Source organism: Pseudochelatococcus sp., from assembly GCF_050946405.1.
Lineage (GTDB): Bacteria > Pseudomonadota > Alphaproteobacteria > Rhizobiales > Beijerinckiaceae > Pseudochelatococcus.
This window is the reverse complement of sequence record NZ_JBMNUS010000001.1, coordinates 677,226-698,272: the sequence shown is the minus strand read 5'-3', so window position 1 is coordinate 698,272 and position 21,047 is coordinate 677,226. Positions and strand designations below refer to the sequence as shown.

Here is a 21,047-nt window from a genome sequence, read left to right as displayed (position 1 = left end):
AGCGGATTTATTAACGGGATTCGGCTAACCGTATCCTGACGGTCGTGCCGTCATTCGAGTCATGAGTAAGTCGGGAAGGTGAACGTGAAACACAACGGCAGAACCACCCGGGCAGCGGTGTTTGGCGGGCTTCTTCTCATGGGCACGGCGCTCTCCGCCCCGGTGCAGGCCGAGACAATGCTCGGCGCGCTGGCGAAGGCTTATGCGGCCAATCCCTCCCTGAACGCCCAGCGCGCCACCTTGCGGGCGACCGACGAAAACATGCCGCAGGCGCTGTCCGGCTACCGGCCGACCGTCAACGCCTCCGGCAGCACCGCCCTCACCAGAACGGAAACCCGCATCCCCGGCCAGGAAACGACGAAGACGCTCTATCCCAGCTCGCTGGGCCTCCAGATCGACCAGAACATTTTCGACGGCAACCGGACCCGCAACTCGGTGCGGGCGGCGGAATCCCAGATCCTGAGCGGCCGCGAGCAGTTGCGCAATACCGAGCAGGGCATTCTGCTGAACAGCGTGGCCTCCTATATGGACGTGCTGCGCGATACCGCGGTGCTCAACCTCCAGCGCAACAACGTCGAGGTGCTCGAGGAGCAGCTTCGCCAGACGCAGGACCGCTTCAGCGTCGGCGAGGTGACGCGCACCGACGTGGCGCAGTCCGAGGCGCAGCTCGCCAGCAGCCGGGCCCAGGAGAGCCTTGCCGAGGCCAACCTGCGCACCAGCATCTCCATCTATCGCCAGTACATCGGCGAAACGCCGCGCAAGCTGGGACCGGGCGTTCCCGCCGAGCGGCACCTGCCCAAGAGCCTCGAACAGGCGATCCGTGTCGGTCTCGCGGAGCACCCGGCCATCATCGCCGCCCTGCACGGCGTGGATGTGGCCGAGTTCCAGGTCAAGGTCGTCGAAAGCGCGCTCTATCCGCAGCTCGGCGTCAGCGCGGGCGTGAGCCGCAACTGGGACGCTTCCGGCACCGCCAAGAGCGTCGTGACATCCGGCACCATCGTGGGCCAGCTCCGCATTCCGATCTACGAAGGCGGCCTCGTCTATTCCCAGACGCGGCAGGCCAAGGAGCAGGCGGGGCAGCAGCGGCTTCAGGTGGACATCACCCGCGATCAGGTTCAGCAGGCCGTTGTGTCCGCCTGGGCGAATCTGGAAGCTTCCAAGCAGCGCATCACGGCCGCGCAGGCCGCGGTCGCGGCCAACGAAATCGCCCTCTCCGGCACGCGCGAGGAAGCCAAGGTCGGCCAGCGCACCACGCTCGACGTGCTGAATGCGCAGCAGACGCTGTTGAGCTCGCGCGTGTCGCTGGTGACGGCGCAGCGCGACCGCATCGTCGCTTCCTACGAAGTGCTGAACGCCATCGGCCGGCTGTCGGCCGAGACGCTCGGCCTCAAGGTGGCGCGCTACGATTCGAAGCGTCATTTCGAGCAGGTCAAAGGCAAGTGGATCGGCACCACGACGCCCGACGGGCGCTGATCGGACGGCAGGGACGCGCTCCATTCAGGCAGCTCAAAGCCACGGCGATGCCGTGGCTTTTGCATTTCGGCCGGACAATGAGCGGCTTGCCGAAAAATCTTCTTTCAACAAAGTATCAACCTTAATCTTTCGTTAACCTCTGTGCAGCCGAATCTGCTCAAGGTATTTTGACGACGGCACAGTTTCAGGAAGGAAGTCGCCCGTCGGGGCGGCGGTAGAACAGGCAGGTCTGTCGATGAGCGCAGCAGTAAGCCAGAGGCTCCAGCCGGTCCCGAGGGAAGCGCCCCGGAGCGGGAATGAGAGGTTGGGCATCGAGCCGTCGATGGAAGAGATACTGGCGTCGATCCGCCGGATCATCGCCGACGATCAGGCGCATTCCCTGCCGCCGTTCCAACCCGATCCGCTCAACCTCGACGGCGGCGCGCTCGGCCGCGACACGAGCAGCATCACCTTCGACGACGACGTCTCGTCTCCCGAAGAAAGCGGCGAGCCTCCGGCCGGCGAGCCGGCCGCCGGCCGCGCGGAAAAGCCCGCCCGCTCCGCCCCACGCGAAACGCGAACGCCGGAACCGGCAACGCCGGCGCCCCAGCCCAAACCCCGGCAGGACGAGCGTCCCGCCGATGATGCGGAGGCGATACCCGCTGCCGGACAGGCCGACGAGCCGCTTCTTTCTTCCACGGCGAATGCGTCGGCGGCGTCGGCGTTCGAATCCCTGTCATCCGTCGTGCTCAGCCGCAACCCGCGCACGCTGGACGATCTGGTGCAGGACATGCTGCGGCCGTTACTGAAAGCGTGGCTCGACGAAAACCTGCCGCCGCTGGTCGAAAAACTGGTCCGGGCGGAAATCGAGCGCATCGCGCGCGGCAACCGGCGATAGAGCGGTAAAATATGGCATGTAGAGCGGGGTGGCGATCCAGCCTGATCGCATCCCGCTTTAGAGCAGTTTGCGTTCAAGTCGACTGATCGATTTGAACGCAAGTTGCGGTAAAATATGAAATCTGGAGCGGCATGACGCATTCCGCTTGAATGCATCCCGCGTTAGCGGCTGCGGCGCCCGGGATCGCTCTCGCCCGCGATCGCATTGGCCACGAGATCCAGCGCGCCGCAGATGACGAAGTAGACGAGCGCGACGAACAGAAATACCTCGGCCGGGTAGACCATCGCGCGGTTGTTGACCTGGGTCGCGACGAAAGACAGCTCCGGCACGCCGATGACATAGGCGAGCGACGTATCCTTGATCAGCGAAATCCACTGGTTGACGAAGGACGGCGCCATGCGGCGCAGCGATTGGGGCAGCATGATCAGCCCCAGCACGCGCCAGCGGCCGAGACCGAGCGAGATGCCGGCCTCCCATTGTCCCGGCCCGACGCTGTGCAGGCCCGCCGCGACGCCGTGCGCCAGATAGGCGCCGCCGATGAGCGCAAGCGCGCAAACCACGGTCGACAGTTCCGGCACCGAAAAACCGAGCACCACCGGCAGCAGGAAATAGGTCCAGAAGATCAGCATCAGCACGGGGATCGCGCGGAAGAAGCCGAGAAACAGGACAAGCCCCGTGTGAAGCGCGCCGCGCGCCATGAACAGGCCGACGCCCAGCACGAGCCCGAGCACCGCCGACGCCACGCCCGAGAGCACGCTCAGCCACAAGGTCAGCGCCGCGCCGCCGATGGGGCCGTCCGGCCACGCCCCCCACAGCAGGTAGGGCAGATTGTTCAGCACCACGTCAAAATTCACGTCAGCGCCCCCCGGCCGTATTTACGCTCGCGCCGGCGCCGCACCAGTTCGCCCACGCCTTCGATCGCCGCGACCGCGACGATGTAGAGAACGGTCGCAATGCCGAACGCCTCGAAGGTCTGGAAGGTCTCGGTCTCGACCTGCCTGGAGGCGTAGGACAGTTCGGCCACGCCGATCGCCATGGTGAGCGACGAGTTCTTCACCGCGTTCATGTATTGGCCGAGCAGCGGCGCGAAGGCGTGGCGCACGGCCTGCGGAATGACGATCAGCATGAAGACGAGGGACGGAGACAGACCCAGCGAAGCGCCGCCCTCGCGCTGCCCCTCGGGCACGGCGCGCAACCCGGAGCGGAACTCCTCCGCGACAAAAGCCGTCGTGTAGAACGAGAGCGCCGTAAATCCGGCCCAGAACTCGAACGAAGGCAGGCGGAACGACAGCCACGTCTGCCCCGCGAAGCCGAGCGCGACCGTGTGGGGCGTGTTGAACCACTCCAGCAAGGGAGCCGGAAAAACCGCCGAGCCGGCGAAATACCAGAAGAAGATCTGCACCAGCAGGGGCGTGTTGCGAAACACGGCAAGATAGATGCGGGCGGGCAGGTTGAACACGCGCAGCGGGCTGATGCGCGCGGCACAGAGCAGAATGCCGCCCAGCGTCGCCGCCGCGCATGCCGCCGCCGACAGAAGCAGCGTGACGGCAAAACCCCACAGGAGCCATTCCACGTAAACCGGCGCCAGTCCGAAGACCGATAGGCTCATGGTCGAACGCTTCCTTGAAAGCCGCTGCACCCGACATGGCGGACTACGCGCCGCCGGATATCGTGAGACCGGATGTTTTCGAACGCCGGAGGGATCGTACAGGATGCGGATAACGAAGAAACCGCGCGGAAAGCAGCCCGCGCGGCTCCGGAACGGGGGAATGAAGGTTACTTGCCGGCCTTGTCGCCGATCTTGAACAGGCGCGGCAGCGGCGTCTTCGTATCGGGGCCGAACCAGGCGTCATAGATCTGCTGCGCCTTGCCGGAGGCTTCGAGTTCCGTCAACGTCTCGTTCACGAATGCGACGAGCCGCTCCTCTCCCTTCGGAGCGCCGACGCCGATGTAGTCGTCGGAGATGGTGAACGGAGGGATCTCGTAGTTTTCCTTGTCCGGCACATTGGCGAGCAGGCCGACGAGCTTGGGGCCGTCCTGCGTGATGGCCTGGACGTTGCCGTTGCGCAGCGCCGTGAAGGCGAAAGGCGTGTCGTCATAGGCGATGATGGTTGCGCCGGGATAGTCGCGGCGCAGCACGATCTCGTTCGTCGTGCCCTTGTCCGCGCCGATGCGCAGGCTGTTGAGCTGGTCGGCGGATTTCAGCACGCCCTTCTTGGCGAGGAACTGCTGGCCGGAGGAGAAATAGGGGATGCTGAAATCGAGCTGCTTCGCACGCTCTTCCGTGATCGTGAAATTGGCGAGCACGAGATCGACATTGCCCGACGTCAGCAGCGGAATGCGGTTGGCGGGATTCGTCGGCCGGATTTCGAGCTTCACGCCGAGCTTGTCGGCGAACGCCTTCGCATAATCGACATCGAGCCCGACGATCTGGCGGGTTTTCTCGTCGACATAGCCGAAAGGCGGATTGCTGTCGAAGGCAGCCACGCGCAGGACGCCGGCCTTCTTGATATCGTCCAGCCGATCGGCATGCGCCGCGCCGCCCAGGAAAACCGCAGCCAGCAGAACAAGTGCACCGAGCTTCATGATTCTTCCCTCAACGTTACCGTCACGCCGCAACCGGCGGGATCGCCCGCCACGGCGCCGCGCAACCATGAACAGCAGGGATATTGAACGCCCCGCCCCATAAAGTCAATTATCCTATGGTATTTATAGAATTTTACAGATGCACGCGTCTTTTGGCGCGCGGCCTTACAGCCCCACGTCGTAAAACATCTGGTTCATCGCCTGCGACGGTTCGTCCGCGCCCGCCGAGCCGACGACGCGGGCCGGGCTGCCGGCCACGGTGGTGCGCGGCGGCACGGACGACAGCACGACGGCGCCCGCGCCGACGCGCGCGCGCTCGCCCACTTCGATATTGCCGAGAATTTTCGCGCCCGCGCCGATGAGCACGCCGCTGCGCACCTTGGGATGGCGATCGCCCAGCCCCTTGCCGGTGCCCCCCAGCGTCACGCCCTGCAAGATCGACACGTTATCGGCGATTTCCGCCGTCTCGCCGACCACGAAACCCGTGGCATGATCGAGGAAGATGCCGCGCCCCAGCCGCACCGCCGGATGGATGTCGGTCTGGAACACCTCGGAGGCGACGCTTTGCAGGTGGCGGGCGAAATCGCGCCGCCCGTTCTTCCATAGCCAATGCGCCAGCCGGTGCGCCTCGATGGCGTGAAAGCCCTTGAAGTAAAGCATCGCATCGATGTAGCGCCCCACGGCCGGATCGCGCTCGATAACCGCCACGAGATCGGCCCGGAAAGCCAGCTTGATATCCGGGTCTTCCCGCAGGGCCTCGATGTATGCCGCCCGAATCAGCTCCGCCGACACCATGCCCCGGTCCAGCCGCTGGGCGATGCGGTAGGCGAGCGCCTCCTCCAGCGTGAGATGGCCGAGAATGGAGGCATAGACGACGGTGGACAGCTCCGGCTCCCGCCGGACGACATCCTGCGCTTCCGACCGGACCTTGCGCCAGAGCCAATCAGTCACCTGCGGCCTGGCCGCCCGCGCCTCGGCGCTCATGGCCGTTCGCCCGCGGCGGAAAATCTTGTCGTGATCCCCATCATCCCGATCCACCCTTTCAGGCGATGCCGCCTGCGACGATAATTAATTGTCTGTAGATTTTATATACTATTATTCCGACAGACAATGGCCTTCCTCCGCCCGCCAGGAATCTTTGCGGCGAGGACGGCGGATCAATCGTCATGCTCTTCATGCACGTTGGCGGCGCCGCGCTTCCAATAGCCGGAAGCCTTCAGCCAGGCCCTGGGATGGCCGCGTTCCGCGATGAAATGATCGCGCAGCCGCCTGGCGACCGTGGATTCGCCTGCGATCCAGACGTAGCCCTCCCCGGCCGGCGCGACGAATGCCGCGGCCGCCGCCTCAAGCAGCCCGGCATCTCCCGCATGCGCACCGGCCCCGCGATGCAGCCAGCGCAGATCGAGCCCCGACCGCTCGGGGACGGCCTGTTCCTCGGCACTGTCGGCGACCTCCGCGAGCACGGTGACGGAAACGCCGGGCCGCAGTTCGTCCAGCCGGCGGCCGATCGCCGGCCAGGCGGTTTCGTCCCCGATGAAGAGATACCAGTCGAAATCGTCCGGCACGACGAAGGAGCCGCGCGGACCTGCGATGCCGATCGTCTTGCCGGGTTCGGCCGTCCGCGCCCAGTCGCTCGCCGGTCCCGTCTCGTGAAGCGCGAAATCGATGTCGAGTTCGCCCGTCGCGGCGTCGAAGCGGCGGGGCGTGTAGTCGCGCGCCGTCGGCCGGGCGTTCTCGTCGACGAGAACGCGGCCTTCCGCCGTAACGGTCGGCAGGATCGGCAACGCCTCTCCCGCACGCGGGAAGAACAGTTTGACGTGATCGTCATGCGCGCCGCTGTGAAAGCCGGCCAGTTCCTCGCCGCCCAGCGTGACGCGCACCATGCGCGGCGTCAGCAGCCGCGCCGCCCGCACGGTGGCGAGGCGAATGCGAAGCCCGTGGCGGACGCGCTCGACGCGATGACGCGCCGACGAAGCGCCGGCCGCCGTTTCTCCGATACCAGTCATGATCCGATGACGCCTTTCATTGCCGCCGCCTGCCGCTGCGGAGCGTTTGCCGGTCAGGCGGGCTTCCGCTCCAGCCGGGCGATGAGGCTCGACGTGTCCCAACGCGCCCCGCCCAGCCCCTGTACCTCGGAATAGAACTGGTCGACGAGCGCCGTGAGCGGCAGGTGAGCGCCGTTGCGGCGCGCCTCGTCGAGACAGATGGCCAGATCCTTGCGCATCCAGTCGACGGCGAACCCGAAATCGAATTCCCCTTTCGCCATCGTCCCGGCCCGGTTTTCCATCTGCCACGATTGCGCCGCGCCCTTCGAGATGGTGGCGATGACGGCGTCGATGTCGAGACCGGCGCGCTTGCCGAAGTGAACCGCCTCGGCCAGCCCCTGCACCACACCGGCGATGCAGATCTGGTTGACCATCTTGGCGAGTTGCCCGCTGCCGGCCGGCCCCAGCAGACGCACCGCCTGCGCATAGGCGCGGATCACCGGCTCGGCGCGGGCGAAATCGTCCTGTGCGCCACCGCACATCACGGTCAGCGCGCCCCTCTCCGCGCCCGACTGCCCGCCCGAGACGGGCGCGTCGATGAAGCCGACGCCCAGCGGCGCCGCGATCTGCGCCAGTTCGCGCGCCACCGCCGCCGATGCCGTGGTGTGATCGACGAACAGCGCGCCGCGCGCGAGCCCGGCGAAGGCCCCGTCCGCGCCCGTCGCGACGGCGCGCAGGTCGTCGTCATTGCCCACGCAGGCGAAAACGATGTCGCGCCCCGCCGCCGCCTCGCGCGGGGTCGGCGCGGCGCGTCCGCCGTTTTCGCTCACCCACGTCTGCGCCTTCGCCGGCGTGCGGTTGTAGACGACGACGTTGTGCCCGGCGACCGCGAGATGACGCGCCATCGGAAAACCCATGACGCCAAGGCCGAGAAAGGCTACCTTTACCGGCGAACCCTCTGTCCGCGCATCCCCTGCGACTGCTGCCTGCGTCATTTCGTTTTTCCTTCTGCACCGCTACCATGATGAGGAGAGCGCCCGCTCGCGACCGGAGAGGGTCCTTGCGCGCGGCTGCCGTCCATGCTTCCAAGGGCGGCGATTTGCCAATCCGCCCCGCGCGGATAATAGGCCGGAATTTCGCCCCCTGTCACCGCCGGTTTGCCGCATGGCCGCAACGGCGAAAACGGGGCCACAGGAAACGGATGGAATGCATGGCGACTCAGGAACCGACGACGGACAGCATCCTCGCCGCGCTGGCGGCGGTTCCCGGCCCCGACGGCCGCACGCCCCTGCCGCGTTCCGGCGCGCTGTCGGAAATCGTCGTGCACAAGGGCAAGGTCTACTTCTCCATCCAGGTCGACGCCGCGCGCGCCGCCGGGCTCGAACCGCTGCGGCTCGCCGCCGAGAACGCCGCGCGGGCCGTGCCGGGCGTTTCCGGCGCCATCGTCTCGCTGACGGGCGAAAGCGCGTCCGCCCCGCCGGCGGGCGGCGGGCGACAGCCCGGCCCGCGCGCGCAAGCCGCCACCACGAAGGCGGGCGTGCCGGGCGTGCGGCACATCATCGCCGTCGCCAGCGGCAAGGGCGGCGTCGGCAAATCCACCACCGCCGCCAATCTGGCGCTGGCGTTGGCGCGGCTCGGCCGCAAGGTAGGCATTCTCGACGCCGACATCTACGGCCCCTCGCTGCCGAAGCTCTTCGCCGTCGCCGACCGCAAGCCCGACGCGGTGGACGGGCGCACGCTCAAGCCGATCGAGGCGCTCGGCGTCAGGCTGATGTCCATCGGCTTTCTCGTCGATCAGGAGGCGGCGATGATCTGGCGCGGGCCGATGGTGATGTCCGCCCTGCGGCAGATGCTGCATGAGGTCGCCTGGGGCGATCTCGACGTGCTGGTGGTCGACATGCCGCCCGGCACCGGCGACGCGCAGCTCACGATGGCGCAGACGGTGCCGCTGTCGGGCGCGGTCATCGTCTCCACGCCGCAGGACCTCGCGCTGATCGACGCGCGCCGGGGCGTCGCCATGTTCGAGCAGGTCGCGGTGCCGGTGCTCGGCGTCGTCGAGAACATGTCGTATTTCATCTGTCCGCACTGCGGCGAGCGGTCCGACATCTTCGGCCACGGCGGCGCGCGGGACGAGGCGCTGCGCCGCGGCGTTCCCTTCCTCGGCGAGATCGCGCTCGATATGACGATCCGCGCCACGTCGGACGCCGGCAATCCCGTCGTCGCCTCGTCGCCCGACGGGCCGCACGCGGCGGCCTATCTCGCCATCGCCCGCCGGGTGGCGGAGGGTCTGGAGGCCGCGCAGCGCCCGCCGCCGCGCATCGTCATCGAACGGTGACGGGTGGCGCCGTTCGCATCCGGTCAGAGCGGCGTGCATTCAGGTGGAATCGTGACGCCGCTCCAAATTCCCTATTCCCCGCAACTTGCGTTCGGGCCGATAAATCGACATGAACGCAAACTGCTCCAGACACTGGCTGATATTGCTGACGCGGACGAGGAGACGACAGCCATGAAGCGACGCCACTTCCTGCAGGCCGCGGGCCTTGCCGCCGCCGCGACAGCCCCCCTGCCGGCCGCGGCGCAGACGCGGGACGGCAAGGCGCAGACCGAGAAGGCGACCGGCCCGCTCGTCTGGCGGCTGGTGTCGGACTTTCCCGACGCGCTCGACATCCCCCGCGCCGGCGCGGAAACACTGGCCACGGCCCTTGCCGACATCACGGACGGCGCCTTCCGCATCGAGATCGCCAAAAGCGAGACGGCGAAGGGCGGGACGCAGGCGGCGATCGCGCTCGACGCCGCGCGCGAGGGCCGGGCGCAGATCGGCTATACCTCGACGGCGCTCTACGCCGACCGGGACCCGGTGTTCGCCATCGGCGCGGGCCTGCCCTTCGGCCCGAACGCGCGGCAGTTCAACGCCTGGTTGCTGCATCAGCACGGGCTGGAGTTGCTCAACGACAGCTATCGCCGCCATGGCGTGCGCCTTCTGCCGGGCGGGGATACCGGCGCGCTCACCGGCGGCTGGTTCCGGCGCGAGATCAACGGCCTCGCGGATATCGCCGGCCTGCGCGCCAGCGTGCCGGGGCTCGGCGGCGCCATGCTCGCGCGATTCGGCGCTGTGCCGCAGCCGGTTCACCCGGCCGGGCTGGCGGCGGCCCTGCAACAATCGCGCATCGACGCCGCCCTCTGGAGCGGCCCCTATGACGACGAGAAGCTCCGGCTGCACAAGGCCGCGCCTTTTTATTACTATCCCGGCTGGCAAGGCACGTCGCAACTGAGCTATCTCGTCAACGCGCAGGCGTGGGACGCCCTGCCCCGCCGGCATCAGGCGGCATTGACGGCTGCGGCGGTTCGTGCGCGCGACAGCGTGCAAACCGCCTATGACGCCCGCAACGCGCCCGCCATCAAGAGGCTCGTCGCCAGCGGCGCGAAACTCAAGCCGATGCCGCAAGCCGTGCTGACGGAATTTCTCAAGGCGACCGAATCGCTCGCCGGCGCCATCGGCGCGGACAACGCCGATTTTCGGACGCTGTACGATTCCGTCAGGATTTTCCGCACCGACGCCTATCTCTGGTGGCAGGTGGCGGAATATACGTATGACAACTTCATGATCCGGGCGCGCGCCCAAGGGTAAGCACAGGCCCACCGCGCGGGCGGACGCCAATCACGGGAAACGACCGATGCCAAGCCACTGGCCCAGCGAATTGCGCCTCTCCCGCGACCGCGCGACGCTCGCCGTCGCCTTCGACGACGCGGTGTTCCGGCTTCCGGCCGAATATCTGCGCGTATCGAGCCCCTCGGCGGAGGTGCGCGGCCACGGCCCCGGACAGGCGATCACCGTCGCCGGCAAGCGCGACGTCGCCATTCTCGGCATCGAGCCCGTCGGCCGCTACGCGGTGCGGCTGGTGTTCGACGACCTGCACGCCAGCGGCATCTATACCTGGGACTATCTCCACGAACTCGGCAGCGATCAGGCGGCGCGGTGGCAGGCCTATCTCGCGGAACTCGGCGCGAAGAATCTGTCGCGCGACCCGCGCTGAACACCGAAGGCCGGAGGCTTCGCGCAGGCCCGCACCGCGCGTGGCCGATCACGACAGAAAGATAACGTTCAAGAACGTTGTCGGATGCCCGCCGTGCCGTTATATAGGCGCAGCCACGGAATGGTCCTGGCGCTATCGAATGTGAAGAGCATTAGCCGCGCATGTCTGATACGCTGATTGACGAAGGCTATCGTCCGACGGAAGACGAGCCGTTCATGAACGACCGGCAACGGGAGTATTTCCGTCGCAAGCTTCTGGCGTGGAAGGACGATATCCTGCGTGAAAGCCGCGAGACCCTTCTTGCGCTGCAAAGCGAGAGCGAGAACCACCCCGATATCGCCGACCGCGCATCGTCGGAAACCGACCGCTCGATCGAGCTGCGCGCCCGCGACCGCCAGCGCAAGCTGATCTCCAAGATCGACGCCGCTCTCGAACGCATCAATGACGGCACCTACGGCTATTGCGAGGAAACGGGCGAGCCGATCTCGCTGAAGCGCCTCGAGGCGCGCCCCATCGCGACCCTCTCCATCGAGGCGCAGGAGCGCCACGAGCGCCACGAGCGCGTGCACCGCGACGATTGACGCGCCGGCCGGGCCTTTCGCGGCCGCCGCACCGTAATGGAGCAACCGTCATGGCGACGAATCAGGATACGCCCGCAAGGCTCGCGCATGCGATGGTGCGCGTGCTCGACGCGGATCGTTCGCTGGCCTTCTATGAAACGGCGTTCGGCCTGCGGCCGGTGGACAGGCTCGTCTTCGACGATTTCACCCTGATCTACCTGCGCAACGACGCGACCGCCTTCGAACTCGAACTGACGGTCAACCACGGCCGCACGGAACCTTATGCGCTCGGCGACGGCTATGGCCATCTCGCCGTGGTCGTGGCGGATCCGGATGCGGAACGCGCGCGCCTGGACGCCGCCGGCCTCTCGCCGGGACCGGTTCGCGCGCTGGAACATGGCGGCGCGCCGCTCGCCCGCTTCTTCTTCATCCAGGACCCCGATGGCTACAAGATCGAGGTCATCGAAAAGGCGGGGCGCTTCGCCTGAAGCCTTCACGCAAAGCGGCATCCGCTTTGCGTGACGACAGCGCGCGGAATCAAAATGTTATGGCGTTTCCGCGCTTCACTCGGAAACGGACGCATTCCAGTCGCCCAGCGCCGCCTGCACGACGGCGAGCGCCGCAACGGCTGCCGTATCCGCGCGCAGGATGCGCGGACCGAGCGACAGGCGAAGGGTACGCGGACGGGCGAGGATCAGATTGCGCTCCGCCGGATCGAAACCGCCTTCGGGGCCGATGAGCACGGCGATGCCCGCTTCCCGCGCGCGCCCTTCCGCCTGGGTCAGCGCCGCGATCGCATCGGCCACCGGCGCGCCCTCGTCGCAGAACACGAGCAGCCTTTCAGGCTCGAGCTGCGCCAGCGCATCGTCGAGGCGCACGGGCTCGCGCACCGCCGGCACGGCGAGGATGCCGCACTGTTCGGCCGCCTCGACGGCATTGGCCTCCATGCGCTCCAGATTGACGCGGGCGACCTGCGTGCGCCGCGTCAGCACGGGGGCCAGCACGCCCGCGCCCATTTCCACCGCCTTCTGCACCATGTAATCGAGCCGCGCGTGCTTCAGCGGCGCGAACAGATAGACCAGATCCGGCGCCGCCGGCTGCGGGCGCACCTGCCGCTCCGGCATCAGCCCGACGACCCTGCGGCCGCCCTGTTCCACCCGCGCCGCCCACTCGCCGTCGCGCCCGTTGAAGATCAGCACTGTGTCGCCGGCCGACAGACGCAGCACGTTGCCGAGATAATTCGCCTGCGCCTTGTCGAGCGCAATGGTCGCGCCGGCCGAAATCGCCGCCGGAATGAAAAGCCGCGGTGCGGAAAAATCGTGATCTGTCAAGATGAAACCCTGCTGAACGCAACCGGCGCGGCGCGCCGGCGACGAAACGAAACAAACCGCCCGTATAGAGCGAAGCCGGCAAACTCACGTAATAGTCTATTGCCTGACGGCGCATAAAACCTATGTTATCCTTATTGCAGCATATCGTAACCCCTCGGGGCGAGCGACCGCCACCCGGCGCGGAAATGGCGGGCGGCATCATCCGCCACTGAAAACGGGGTATGATGATCGAAGCCGGTTGGCTTTGCGGGAGCGATTCGTTAATCGATCGTGCAGATCATGATTGGAGAGAGTGAAATATGATGCGATCCGCTATCGTTTGCGCACGGATCGGGACGGTCTTCGCCATCGTGCTGTCCACAGCCTCTCTCGTCGGGGGAAGCATGCAGGTTGCCCATGCCCAGACTTCGAGCTGCGAGAAGATTTCGACCTATCTGGAAGACCGCAAGAAGCTTGTCGGCCGCATCAACAAGCTCGGCAAGCGTCCCGATGCGAAAAGCGCCTGTTCGCTCTTCGGCAATCTCGTGTCGAACGGCAACGCCACGCTGAAATGGCTTGAAACCAACAAGGACTGGTGCCAGATCCCCGACCAGTTCATTCAGGGTTTCAAGGCGGACAACGCCAAGGCGTCGCAAATCCGCGGGCAGGCGTGCAAGGCCGCAACCCAGCAGGCCGCCATGGAGAAGCGGGCGCGCGAGGTCCAGCGCCAGCAGAGCCAGCAATCGCCGATGCTCGGCGGCAACGCCGGCGATCCGGTGACGGGCCAGATGAGAATTCCGCAAGGCGCGCTGTGACATGAGCCGCGCCGAACTGCCCGCCGATCCCCCATTGCCGGATGCGCGGCCCGACAATTGGGTCGACCGGCATGCGCCCGCTCCGTGGCGGCCTTATCTGCGCCTCGCGCGGGTCGAGCGTCCGATCGGCAGTTGGCTGCTGTTGCTGCCGTGCTGGTGGTCGTCGGCGCTCGCGTCCGGCACGCTGGGGCTTTATCCGAACGTGTGGCACCTGATGTTGTTCATCGTCGGCACGGTCGCCATGCGCGGCGCGGGCACGACCTATAACGACATCGTGGACCGCGACCTCGACGCGCAGGTGGCGCGTTCGCGCCACCGGCCGCTCCCCGCCGGGCAGGTCAGCGTGAAGCAGGCGCTTCTGTTCATGGCCGGGCTCTGCCTGCTCGGCCTGTGCGTGCTGTTGCAGTTCAATCCCTCCACGATCCTGCTCGGCTTCGGTTCGCTGGTCATCGTCGTCGCCTATCCGTTCATGAAGCGGATCATGCCGATCCCGCAGCTCGTGCTCGGGCTCGCCTTCGCATGGGGCGGGCTCGTGGGCTGGTCGGCGATCACCGGCGGCCTCGGAGCGCCGGCCTTTCTCATTTACGCGGCCGCCATCGTGTGGACCATCGGCTACGACACGATCTATGCGTTACAGGATATCGAGGACGACGCCATTGCCGGCATCCAGTCTTCCGCCCGCCTGTTCGGCACGCGCGTGTGGGAAGGCATCGCGGTCTGCTATGTCATCACTGTGCTGCTGCTATCGGGCGCATTGATCTTTGCCGGCGCGGGACACGCCGCCTATGCCGGGCTGGCTCTGTTCGCGGCGCACCTCGCATGGCAGGTAAAATCCCTCGATCCCGCGGATGGCGATCTGGCGCTGCGGCTGTTCAAATCGAACCGCGAGGCCGGCGTGCTGCTTTTCATCGGCATCGCCGCCGACACCATCCTGCGCGCCGCCTAGAGCACTTTGCGTTCAAGCCGATCCATCGCATTGAACGCAAGTTGCGGTAAAACGTGAAATTGAGAGCGGGATGGCGCCTCGACCTGACCGCATCCCGCTCCATGGTAGCGCGAACGCGTCCAGTTCGTGAAATCGGCGCTCCAACCTTCCATGATCTGAAAACACCGGAATATGCCCTGTTTCAATCGTTCAAACGATCCCGTTTGAGCGGAGCGCGAGCGTCGCGACACGCCTCATGCCGTCCGGTTGCCGAGGCACGCGAATGCTGCATGGCAGCCTCGAAAGCAACGCAAGCCCCAGTGAATACCGTATAATATTCAAACTTATAAAAACATCGTCGATACTTGAATGTGCAAATTCGCATAATGGCAGATGAATGAGTAGAATATATCTAATGTTTGATGACGATTGACAGTCATTGAAAGGACGTCATAAAATAGTATCATATATTCGACGTCGCCCCGCAAACGACATTCGGGATCATACGCACGGATCGGCAACATGACAGGTGGCCCATGAGCGAAATCGCGATGCCTATGCCCGTACTGAACGCGCTGGATATTACCGGACATATAGATGAAGACGGCTATGCGGTAGTAGAAAACTTCGTAAACCCCGCAGAACTTCAAAAAGCACAAGAATTCGTTCGTCAGGCAGTGGAGAAAAACGGCGGCGAATATGTCGGATTCAACGGCGGAAAGGATCTGACCGGCACGTTTCTTGAAAAGATTGCCGAAGATCCCCGCTTGACCGAATTATGCCAGGCCATCTACACGCAGGCGACGGGCGCATCCGCGCCGGCGGTGGAGTTCTATCAGATTCTGCGCTGCCTTTCCGGCGAGCAGGCCCGGCTCCATTCCTGGCGCTTCCACTACGATTCCTACGTCCTGACCCTGCTCATACCGATCACGATGCCGTCTCACGGCAGCAGGGGCAATCTGATCATCCTGCCGAAGTTGCGGCGCATCAGGAGTTCCTACGGTCTCAACCTGCTCGACAAGCTGCTCGTCGACAACCGGCTTTCGCAGATCGTGTTCAGGGAAGCCTACAAGCGCCATATCGGGAAGATGATCAGCCTCGAACTGAAGCCCGGCAACCTGTATTTTTTCTGGGGCTACCGTTCCCTGCACACGAACGAGCCCTGCGACGCCGATGAGATCCGCGCCACGGCGCTGCTGCACTATGCCGACCCGCACGCCGACAGCGGCCTGAAGCGGGCGATTCGGGCGCGCGGCACCGGGCGCAGCGGTGAGGCGGCAACCTAAAGTGGCGTGCATTCAGGTGGAATCGTCACGCCGCTCTCAATTCCATATTTTACCGCAACTTGCGTTCAATGCGATCAATCGGCTTGAACGCAAACCGCTCCGGGCGGGATGAAGCGCGCGTCGGGCCGAGCCGGCGAGGGCCGGTCTGAAGTCAGCGCAAGAGGCGGGACACGCCGCGCAGCAGGTGAACCGTTTCAAGCGCGCCCAGCAAGGCCGGCTTCAGAACGGGGAAATCCCTGGCGATGGAGCCTTCCCGCCACAATTGCGATTTCACCGACATCAGTTTTTGCCTGAGACCGGCGCCTTCGGAGGACGCGACGACCGGCACGAGGCCGGCCCGGCCGAAGTCGACCGAGCGGGGCGCCACGCCGAGCGCCGCCATATCCGCCTTGCCGGGGTTGGTGATGGCCTGCTTGAGCTTCGCCCACGCCCTGTCCGCATCGCGCAGCAGCGCGGCGGCGTCTTTCAGGCCGCCGATATATTGCAATGTGCCCGACAGAAGCGGGTTTCCCGCCGCCGGGTCCACTTCACCATAGCGGATATCGCCGGAATTGCCGGCAATCGCGCCGTCCGGCGTCTCGTGCAAATGCCGCACGGAAGGAATGGCGGGCTCGAAGAGGCTCTCGATGATCTGCCAATAGCGCAGAACAACGGTTCTGACCTTGAACGGGTTATAGAGGTTTTCCTCCACCACCAGACCGGCGACCTTGGGAAAATGCTCCTCGCTCAGGCCCTTGTAATTGCAGCGGGCGAACTGGACGGTCTCGACATCGCGATCCGGAAATCCGGCGGCGAGCAACTTCTGCGTGCTGCCGTAAAGGCCCGTATCGCACAGGATGATGCGTGTCGCATCACCGCACACCTGTTGCAGATGACGCGCGAAAAGGTCGTTCTGCTCCCGGATGGCGTCAAGGACTTCCGCCCCCGCGTCCGTATCGAGCAGGGGAAAGAAGCTATCCGCCGCAAAAGGCTCCTGCCAGGCGGCCGGCAAGACGAAGCTGCGCCCGCCGAGCGCGCTGGCGACATCCGCGAAACTGGAGCCCCTGAATTCGCGGCCCAGTTCGTCCAGCACCGCGGGACTGCGGACGACGATGGCGGAACGGGCGGCGATGAGCCGCGAAACGAGCAGATTTTCCCGCCGGAAGTTCGTCGGCAGGCCGAGCACCGACACGAGCCTCTCAAAAGCCTCCCGGATGCCGATGCCGCCCCTGGCGCAGAAAAGCATGACCGCTTTGCCGTCCGCATTCGCCTGCTGGCCGTACAACCACAGAAGAAGGCAGAACTCGGCCACGATGGGGCCGAACACGCTTCGCCCGAAAGCGGTCTGATCATCGGTCGCGGCAATCCGGCCGCCGCCGGGCGCAATATGGCCGCGCAGCCTTCTGGCGCCCTCGGTCAGGGCGCCGTCGGCACGCGAGACGAAGCGCCTGAGCGGCGGCTTCGGAACATGGATCGTCGGAATGCCCAACCTTTCCGGCACGAGCCGATCCGCCTCCGGATCGTCGCCGATATGCAGGCTGCGGGCGCCTTCGACGCCTTCGGCCCCGAGCACGAAGGAGAACAGCCCGCCGTGACGCTTGCTGAGCCCGGCATCGGCGCTGGAATAAACCCGATCGAGCAGGCCGGGGCCGTGGAAATGATCGATCAGTTCCCCGACCTGCCCGGCAGACAGCGCCGTGTCGCTCACCGCCACCACCCGGATGCCCGCCTGCCGCTGCCGGCGCAACCGCCCGGCCAGCGCGGCATTCGCGGACAAGGCCGTCTTCTCGACCGCCATCTCGATCGCAAGGCGATCCTGCGCCAGAGACGGGGCAAGGCCGAGCATCGCAAGCTGGCGCTCGACGATGTCCGCCAGACGCACCTCGCCCGTTCCGCCGCCCATGTTCAAAGCCCGGTAGGACAGATCCTCGGCGAGAAGCCGCGCCCGGACCAGATCGTCCGCCGGCACGGGCGAACCGCGCTCCGCCAACAGGCGGGCGAACCGCGCCTCGCCCGCCGCGATGCGTGACCGCCGCGACTTTCCGCTGCGCAGCAGCAATGTATCGAATACGTCCGTCGTGATCAGATCAGTCCGGGAAAGAGGATTCCCGAGATCGTCGAAGCTTCGCCGCAGCACCCGATACTCCTTCGCCGTCGATCGCCCTTATCGATAGCCTGTGCCAAGCATCGTGACAAAGATGTGGAAAAAATATCTTTTTCCTTCTTGACCACCGCGCAACCCACAACCGATATCACAAGTTACGGCTTCGATTTTATTTGACCATAGACATGAGCAAACGAGAATTTCAAGTCCGATCTCATCTTTTATCAAATCATCGGCTCATAATTGTGGTATTGTGCACTGCACGCTGACGCGGCTTCGCCGGCACGTTCGCGTCATGGCCAGACGCCACGCCCTATTGCTCGATATGCTTGTTTCAGGCATGATCCAGCGGGGTTTTTTATCCGCTGCCATGTGGAGAGCGGTCCTGGGCCGATGACGGGAACTGACGATGTGGCGTCATGCGTTTTCGCCGGTTCGGATGACGCTATAAAAGTCTTTGACTTTGAGAGAATTCTTATCAATCAAATGATTCAACTCGATCAGGATACGTTCTGACGGTGGAATAAGGGTTTGAAAAGGGAAAACATCATGGTTTCGGCACTTTCACAGGACATCCCCGATAACGGGCCGGCCGGGCGTGAGGTTCTTGCGCGTGAGGTTCTTGCGGAAGTCCGGCTGACGGATGCCCCCGTTGTCGCTCCCAGGCTCGCCATCGTCATCAATTGCTACAATTATGAAAAGTACATCGCGCAGGCGATCCAGAGCGTCGTTTCGCAACAACGCGACGATTGCGAGCTTGTCGTGGTCGACGACGGATCGACCGATTCCTCCTGGGACATCATCTCCCGTTCCGGCGTGACGGCCTACCGCATCCGCAATTCCGGGCAGGTCGGGGCATGCCTGTTCGGCGCGGACCGGACACGGGCGCCGTTCGTGCTGTTTCTCGATGCGGACGACACGCTCAAGCCCGGTTCGATCGCGGCGATTCTCGACCATCTCGACCCCGACGTCGCCAAGTTGCAGTTCTCGCTGACGCGAATCGACGCCGACGGCAAGGTGACAGGCGCCGCCCTCCCTGCCCTTGAGGCCTTTCGCGCGCGCGAGGATCTCGTTGCGCAGGTCCTGCGCAGCGGCACCTACATAAGCCCCCCGACCTCGGGGAACGTGTTCCGGCGCGACCTCTGCGACATTCTGCGCGAGGCGGAATACGAGGACGGCGTGGACGGCGCCATCCTGTTCGCGGCGCCGTTCATGGGCGATGTCGTCAGCCTGCCGGACGAACTCGGCTGCTATCGCGTCCACGGCGGCGGCAAATCGGGGCTGGGCAGCCTGCCCGACGCGGATCGCCTCGAACGCCACGCCACGCGCTTCGTCGACCGGATGGAACATCTGCGTGTCATACTGGATCGCATGGGGCTGGGCGACAAGCTGCCCAGGCCGCAGCAGATGTTCTTCTTTCTTGAGCGCCATTTCTGCGCCAGCATCGCGCGCGGCGAGCGGCCGCCGCTCACCGGGTTGCCGGAGCTGTTGACCGCCCTCTACAAGCAGACGGCGATGCCGTTGAAGAACAAGTGCGTCATGTCGGGTTTTTACATCATTGCGTCGCTGCTGCCGAGCAGCCGCTCCCAGGCGCTGCTCGCCTACCGCCTGAACGCGGGCGAGCGCTCCATGGGCGGCCTGCTGAGCGCCGTGATCAGGAAATAGGGTGGGCGGATGCACGTCGGAATAACGTTCCCATCCCGTCCATTCGTTCGAGCATCATACCGACCCCTTAAATACGGGTCTTGCGCACCGGAGACAGACGCATGAGATTTGCCCGCCTTGCCGTTATCGCGGCCGGAATCGCACTGGCGCCCGGAGCGGGCGTCGCCGAAACCGTGGACGCGGGAGACGGGCGCTACCTTCTCGGCCCGCAGGATCGCGTCATGGTACGGGTGCATTCGTTGCGGCGCAACACCGGCGAAGTCTACGCATGGACGCCGCTCACCGGCGAGTTTCTGGTCGAGGCCGACGGCATGGTGTCGATTCCGATCGTCGGCCGGTTGCCGGCCGCCGGCAAGACGACATCCGAACTCGCGAGCAGCATCAGCGGAAGCCTGAAGCAGGCGGCCAATCTGGCCGAATCCCCCTCCGCCGCCGTCGAGGTGACGCGTTATCGTCCCTTCTTCATCATGGGCGCGGTGCAGCAGCCCGGCAAGTACGAGTTCCAGCCCGGAATGACCGTGTTGCAGGCGGTCAGCGTCGCCAACGGCTTCGAGCGCTCCACCGATATTGCCGGCGTCGAGCGCGAGACGATCACCACGCAGGGCGAGTTGCGGCAGCTCGACGGGGAGCTCATCAAGCTGGAAGCCCAGATGGCGCGGCTGGAGGCCGAAGCCGCCGAGACGGAGACGACGATCTCCTTTCCCGAGGAATTGACGGAGCGCGGCGACGATCCGCGTGTCGAGACCGCGATGCGGGAAGAGACGCTGAGATTCACGGCGAGCAGAAACGCGCTGGCGGCCGAGCTGCGGGAAATCGAGCAATCGAAGCAGCTTCTCACACAGGAACTGAAATCGCTGGACGAAAAGGCCCTCTCGCTCGATCGCCAGCTCGAACTGTTCACGCAGGACCTCGCCGTGACGACAGACCTGCGGGGCCGCGGCCTTGCCGTGTCCAGCCGCCAGATCGCGGCGGAGAATTCGCAGCTCAACATACGAAGCTCGATGCTGGACGCGCAGCTCGCCAAGCTCCGGGCGCAGCAAAGCCTGGCGCGCGCGCGGCGCGACACGGTGGACGTGGCCGCGCGCTACCGCAAGCAGGCGCTGGACAGCCTGGTGGAAACGCGCACCCAGCTCGAGCGGAGCAAGGAACGCCGGACGACGGTAAACCGGTTGTACGAGACGGCCATGACCCGCATGATGGAAGCGACGGGCGATACGAAGCTCGTGCCCGCCTACACGATCACGAGACTGACCACATCGGGCGCGGTATCGTCGGATGTGGGCACCGACGCCATCCTTCAGGCGGGAGACGTGCTGCACGTCAGCCTCCGGCAGGCGCCCGTTCGCTCCTCCCGGATTCTGGGCCAACAGGCCGGATCGATCGATCGATAGAGCGACATGCTTCGGAGCGGCACCAAAGGCCGATGCGCCTGACTCATCGGCCTTTGC

General features: G+C 65.4%; 20 protein-coding genes. 12 read left to right on the top strand and 8 right to left on the bottom strand.

Features of this window, described 5'->3' with window-relative positions; all coding sequences use genetic code 11:
• Window positions 1-84 precede the first annotated feature (84 nt).
• Window positions 85-1,473 carry a TolC family outer membrane protein gene (locus tag ACOYJQ_RS03070; protein WP_433456246.1) on the top strand — a complete coding sequence of 463 codons (1,389 nt, stop codon included), beginning with the start codon at window positions 85-87 and terminating at the stop codon, window positions 1,471-1,473.
• A gap of 322 nt (window positions 1,474-1,795) precedes the next feature.
• Complete coding sequence (locus tag ACOYJQ_RS03065) at window positions 1,796-2,350, top strand: DUF2497 domain-containing protein (protein WP_433456423.1); 555 nt, start codon at window positions 1,796-1,798, stop codon at window positions 2,348-2,350.
• A gap of 161 nt (window positions 2,351-2,511) precedes the next feature.
• Here ACOYJQ_RS03065 and ACOYJQ_RS03060 read toward each other — a convergent pair whose 3' ends face one another.
• From ACOYJQ_RS03060 to ACOYJQ_RS03035, 6 genes are all read right to left on the bottom strand, one after another.
• Window positions 2,512-3,204 carry an amino acid ABC transporter permease gene (locus tag ACOYJQ_RS03060; RefSeq protein WP_433456244.1) on the bottom strand — a complete coding sequence of 231 codons (693 nt, stop codon included), beginning with the start codon at window positions 3,202-3,204 and terminating at the stop codon, window positions 2,512-2,514.
• Window positions 3,201-3,959: an amino acid ABC transporter permease gene (locus tag ACOYJQ_RS03055; protein ID WP_433456242.1), complete on the bottom strand. Its 759-nt coding sequence runs from the start codon at window positions 3,957-3,959 to the stop codon at window positions 3,201-3,203. The genes ACOYJQ_RS03060 and ACOYJQ_RS03055 overlap by 4 nt, the downstream gene beginning before the upstream one ends.
• 167 nt (window positions 3,960-4,126) lie before the next feature.
• Complete coding sequence (locus tag ACOYJQ_RS03050) at window positions 4,127-4,936, bottom strand: ABC transporter substrate-binding protein (protein WP_433456240.1); 810 nt, start codon at window positions 4,934-4,936, stop codon at window positions 4,127-4,129.
• Window positions 4,937-5,101: 165 nt separating this feature from the next.
• Window positions 5,102-5,920 carry a serine O-acetyltransferase gene (gene cysE, locus ACOYJQ_RS03045; protein ID WP_433456238.1) on the bottom strand — a complete coding sequence of 273 codons (819 nt, stop codon included), beginning with the start codon at window positions 5,918-5,920 and terminating at the stop codon, window positions 5,102-5,104.
• Window positions 5,921-6,093: 173 nt separating this feature from the next.
• Window positions 6,094-6,942: a siderophore-interacting protein gene (locus tag ACOYJQ_RS03040; protein WP_433456236.1), complete on the bottom strand. Its 849-nt coding sequence runs from the start codon at window positions 6,940-6,942 to the stop codon at window positions 6,094-6,096.
• A gap of 53 nt (window positions 6,943-6,995) precedes the next feature.
• On the bottom strand, window positions 6,996-7,916 hold the full coding sequence (locus ACOYJQ_RS03035; protein ID WP_433456234.1) for an NAD(P)-dependent oxidoreductase: 921 nt from the start codon (window positions 7,914-7,916) through the stop codon (window positions 6,996-6,998).
• 215 nt (window positions 7,917-8,131) lie between these two features.
• Between ACOYJQ_RS03035 and ACOYJQ_RS03030 the strand changes: the two genes are divergently transcribed.
• The 5 genes from ACOYJQ_RS03030 (at window position 8,132) to ACOYJQ_RS03010 (ending at window position 12,003) form a co-directional block, all read left to right on the top strand.
• Entirely contained in the window at window positions 8,132-9,256 is a 1,125-nt protein-coding gene (locus ACOYJQ_RS03030) for an Mrp/NBP35 family ATP-binding protein (protein WP_433456232.1), read from the top strand.
• A gap of 171 nt (window positions 9,257-9,427) precedes the next feature.
• Window positions 9,428-10,549 (top strand): TRAP transporter substrate-binding protein, encoded by a 1,122-nt coding sequence (locus tag ACOYJQ_RS03025; protein WP_433456230.1) that lies wholly within the window; start codon window positions 9,428-9,430, stop codon window positions 10,547-10,549.
• A 46-nt stretch (window positions 10,550-10,595) separates the two neighbouring features.
• On the top strand, window positions 10,596-10,955 hold the full coding sequence (locus ACOYJQ_RS03020) for a gamma-butyrobetaine hydroxylase-like domain-containing protein (RefSeq protein WP_433456228.1): 360 nt from the start codon (window positions 10,596-10,598) through the stop codon (window positions 10,953-10,955).
• A gap of 161 nt (window positions 10,956-11,116) precedes the next feature.
• On the top strand, window positions 11,117-11,536 hold the full coding sequence (gene dksA, locus ACOYJQ_RS03015) for an RNA polymerase-binding protein DksA (RefSeq protein ID WP_433456226.1): 420 nt from the start codon (window positions 11,117-11,119) through the stop codon (window positions 11,534-11,536).
• Window positions 11,537-11,586: 50 nt separating this feature from the next.
• Window positions 11,587-12,003 carry a VOC family protein gene (locus tag ACOYJQ_RS03010; RefSeq protein WP_433456224.1) on the top strand — a complete coding sequence of 139 codons (417 nt, stop codon included), beginning with the start codon at window positions 11,587-11,589 and terminating at the stop codon, window positions 12,001-12,003.
• A gap of 75 nt (window positions 12,004-12,078) precedes the next feature.
• Here ACOYJQ_RS03010 and ACOYJQ_RS03005 read toward each other — a convergent pair whose 3' ends face one another.
• Window positions 12,079-12,846, bottom strand: coding sequence for a 16S rRNA (uracil(1498)-N(3))-methyltransferase (locus tag ACOYJQ_RS03005; RefSeq protein WP_433456222.1), 768 nt, complete (start codon window positions 12,844-12,846; stop codon window positions 12,079-12,081).
• A 299-nt stretch (window positions 12,847-13,145) separates the two neighbouring features.
• On the opposite strand from ACOYJQ_RS03005, the gene ACOYJQ_RS03000 reads away from it, so the two are divergent.
• From ACOYJQ_RS03000 to ACOYJQ_RS02990, 3 genes are all read left to right on the top strand, one after another.
• The gene (locus tag ACOYJQ_RS03000; protein ID WP_433456220.1) at window positions 13,146-13,640 is read left to right on the top strand and encodes a hypothetical protein; all 495 of its coding nucleotides are present in this window, start codon (window positions 13,146-13,148) and stop codon (window positions 13,638-13,640) included.
• A gap of 1 nt (window position 13,641) precedes the next feature.
• A complete protein-coding gene (ubiA, locus tag ACOYJQ_RS02995) occupies window positions 13,642-14,586 on the top strand; it encodes a 4-hydroxybenzoate octaprenyltransferase (RefSeq protein WP_433456218.1) in 945 nt (314 codons plus the stop codon).
• A gap of 515 nt (window positions 14,587-15,101) precedes the next feature.
• Entirely contained in the window at window positions 15,102-15,851 is a 750-nt protein-coding gene (locus ACOYJQ_RS02990; protein ID WP_433456216.1) for a hypothetical protein, read from the top strand.
• Window positions 15,852-16,002: 151 nt separating this feature from the next.
• Here ACOYJQ_RS02990 and ACOYJQ_RS02985 read toward each other — a convergent pair whose 3' ends face one another.
• Window positions 16,003-17,967 (bottom strand): hydrolase, encoded by a 1,965-nt coding sequence (locus tag ACOYJQ_RS02985; RefSeq protein ID WP_433456214.1) that lies wholly within the window; start codon window positions 17,965-17,967, stop codon window positions 16,003-16,005.
• 516 nt (window positions 17,968-18,483) lie between these two features.
• On the opposite strand from ACOYJQ_RS02985, the gene ACOYJQ_RS02980 reads away from it, so the two are divergent.
• Both ACOYJQ_RS02980 and ACOYJQ_RS02975 read left to right on the top strand, forming a co-directional pair.
• A complete protein-coding gene (locus ACOYJQ_RS02980) occupies window positions 18,484-19,599 on the top strand; it encodes a glycosyltransferase family 2 protein (RefSeq protein ID WP_433456212.1) in 1,116 nt (371 codons plus the stop codon).
• Window positions 19,600-19,700: 101 nt separating this feature from the next.
• Complete coding sequence (locus tag ACOYJQ_RS02975; protein WP_433456210.1) at window positions 19,701-20,990, top strand: polysaccharide biosynthesis/export family protein; 1,290 nt, start codon at window positions 19,701-19,703, stop codon at window positions 20,988-20,990.
• Window positions 20,991-21,047: the final 57 nt, after the last annotated feature.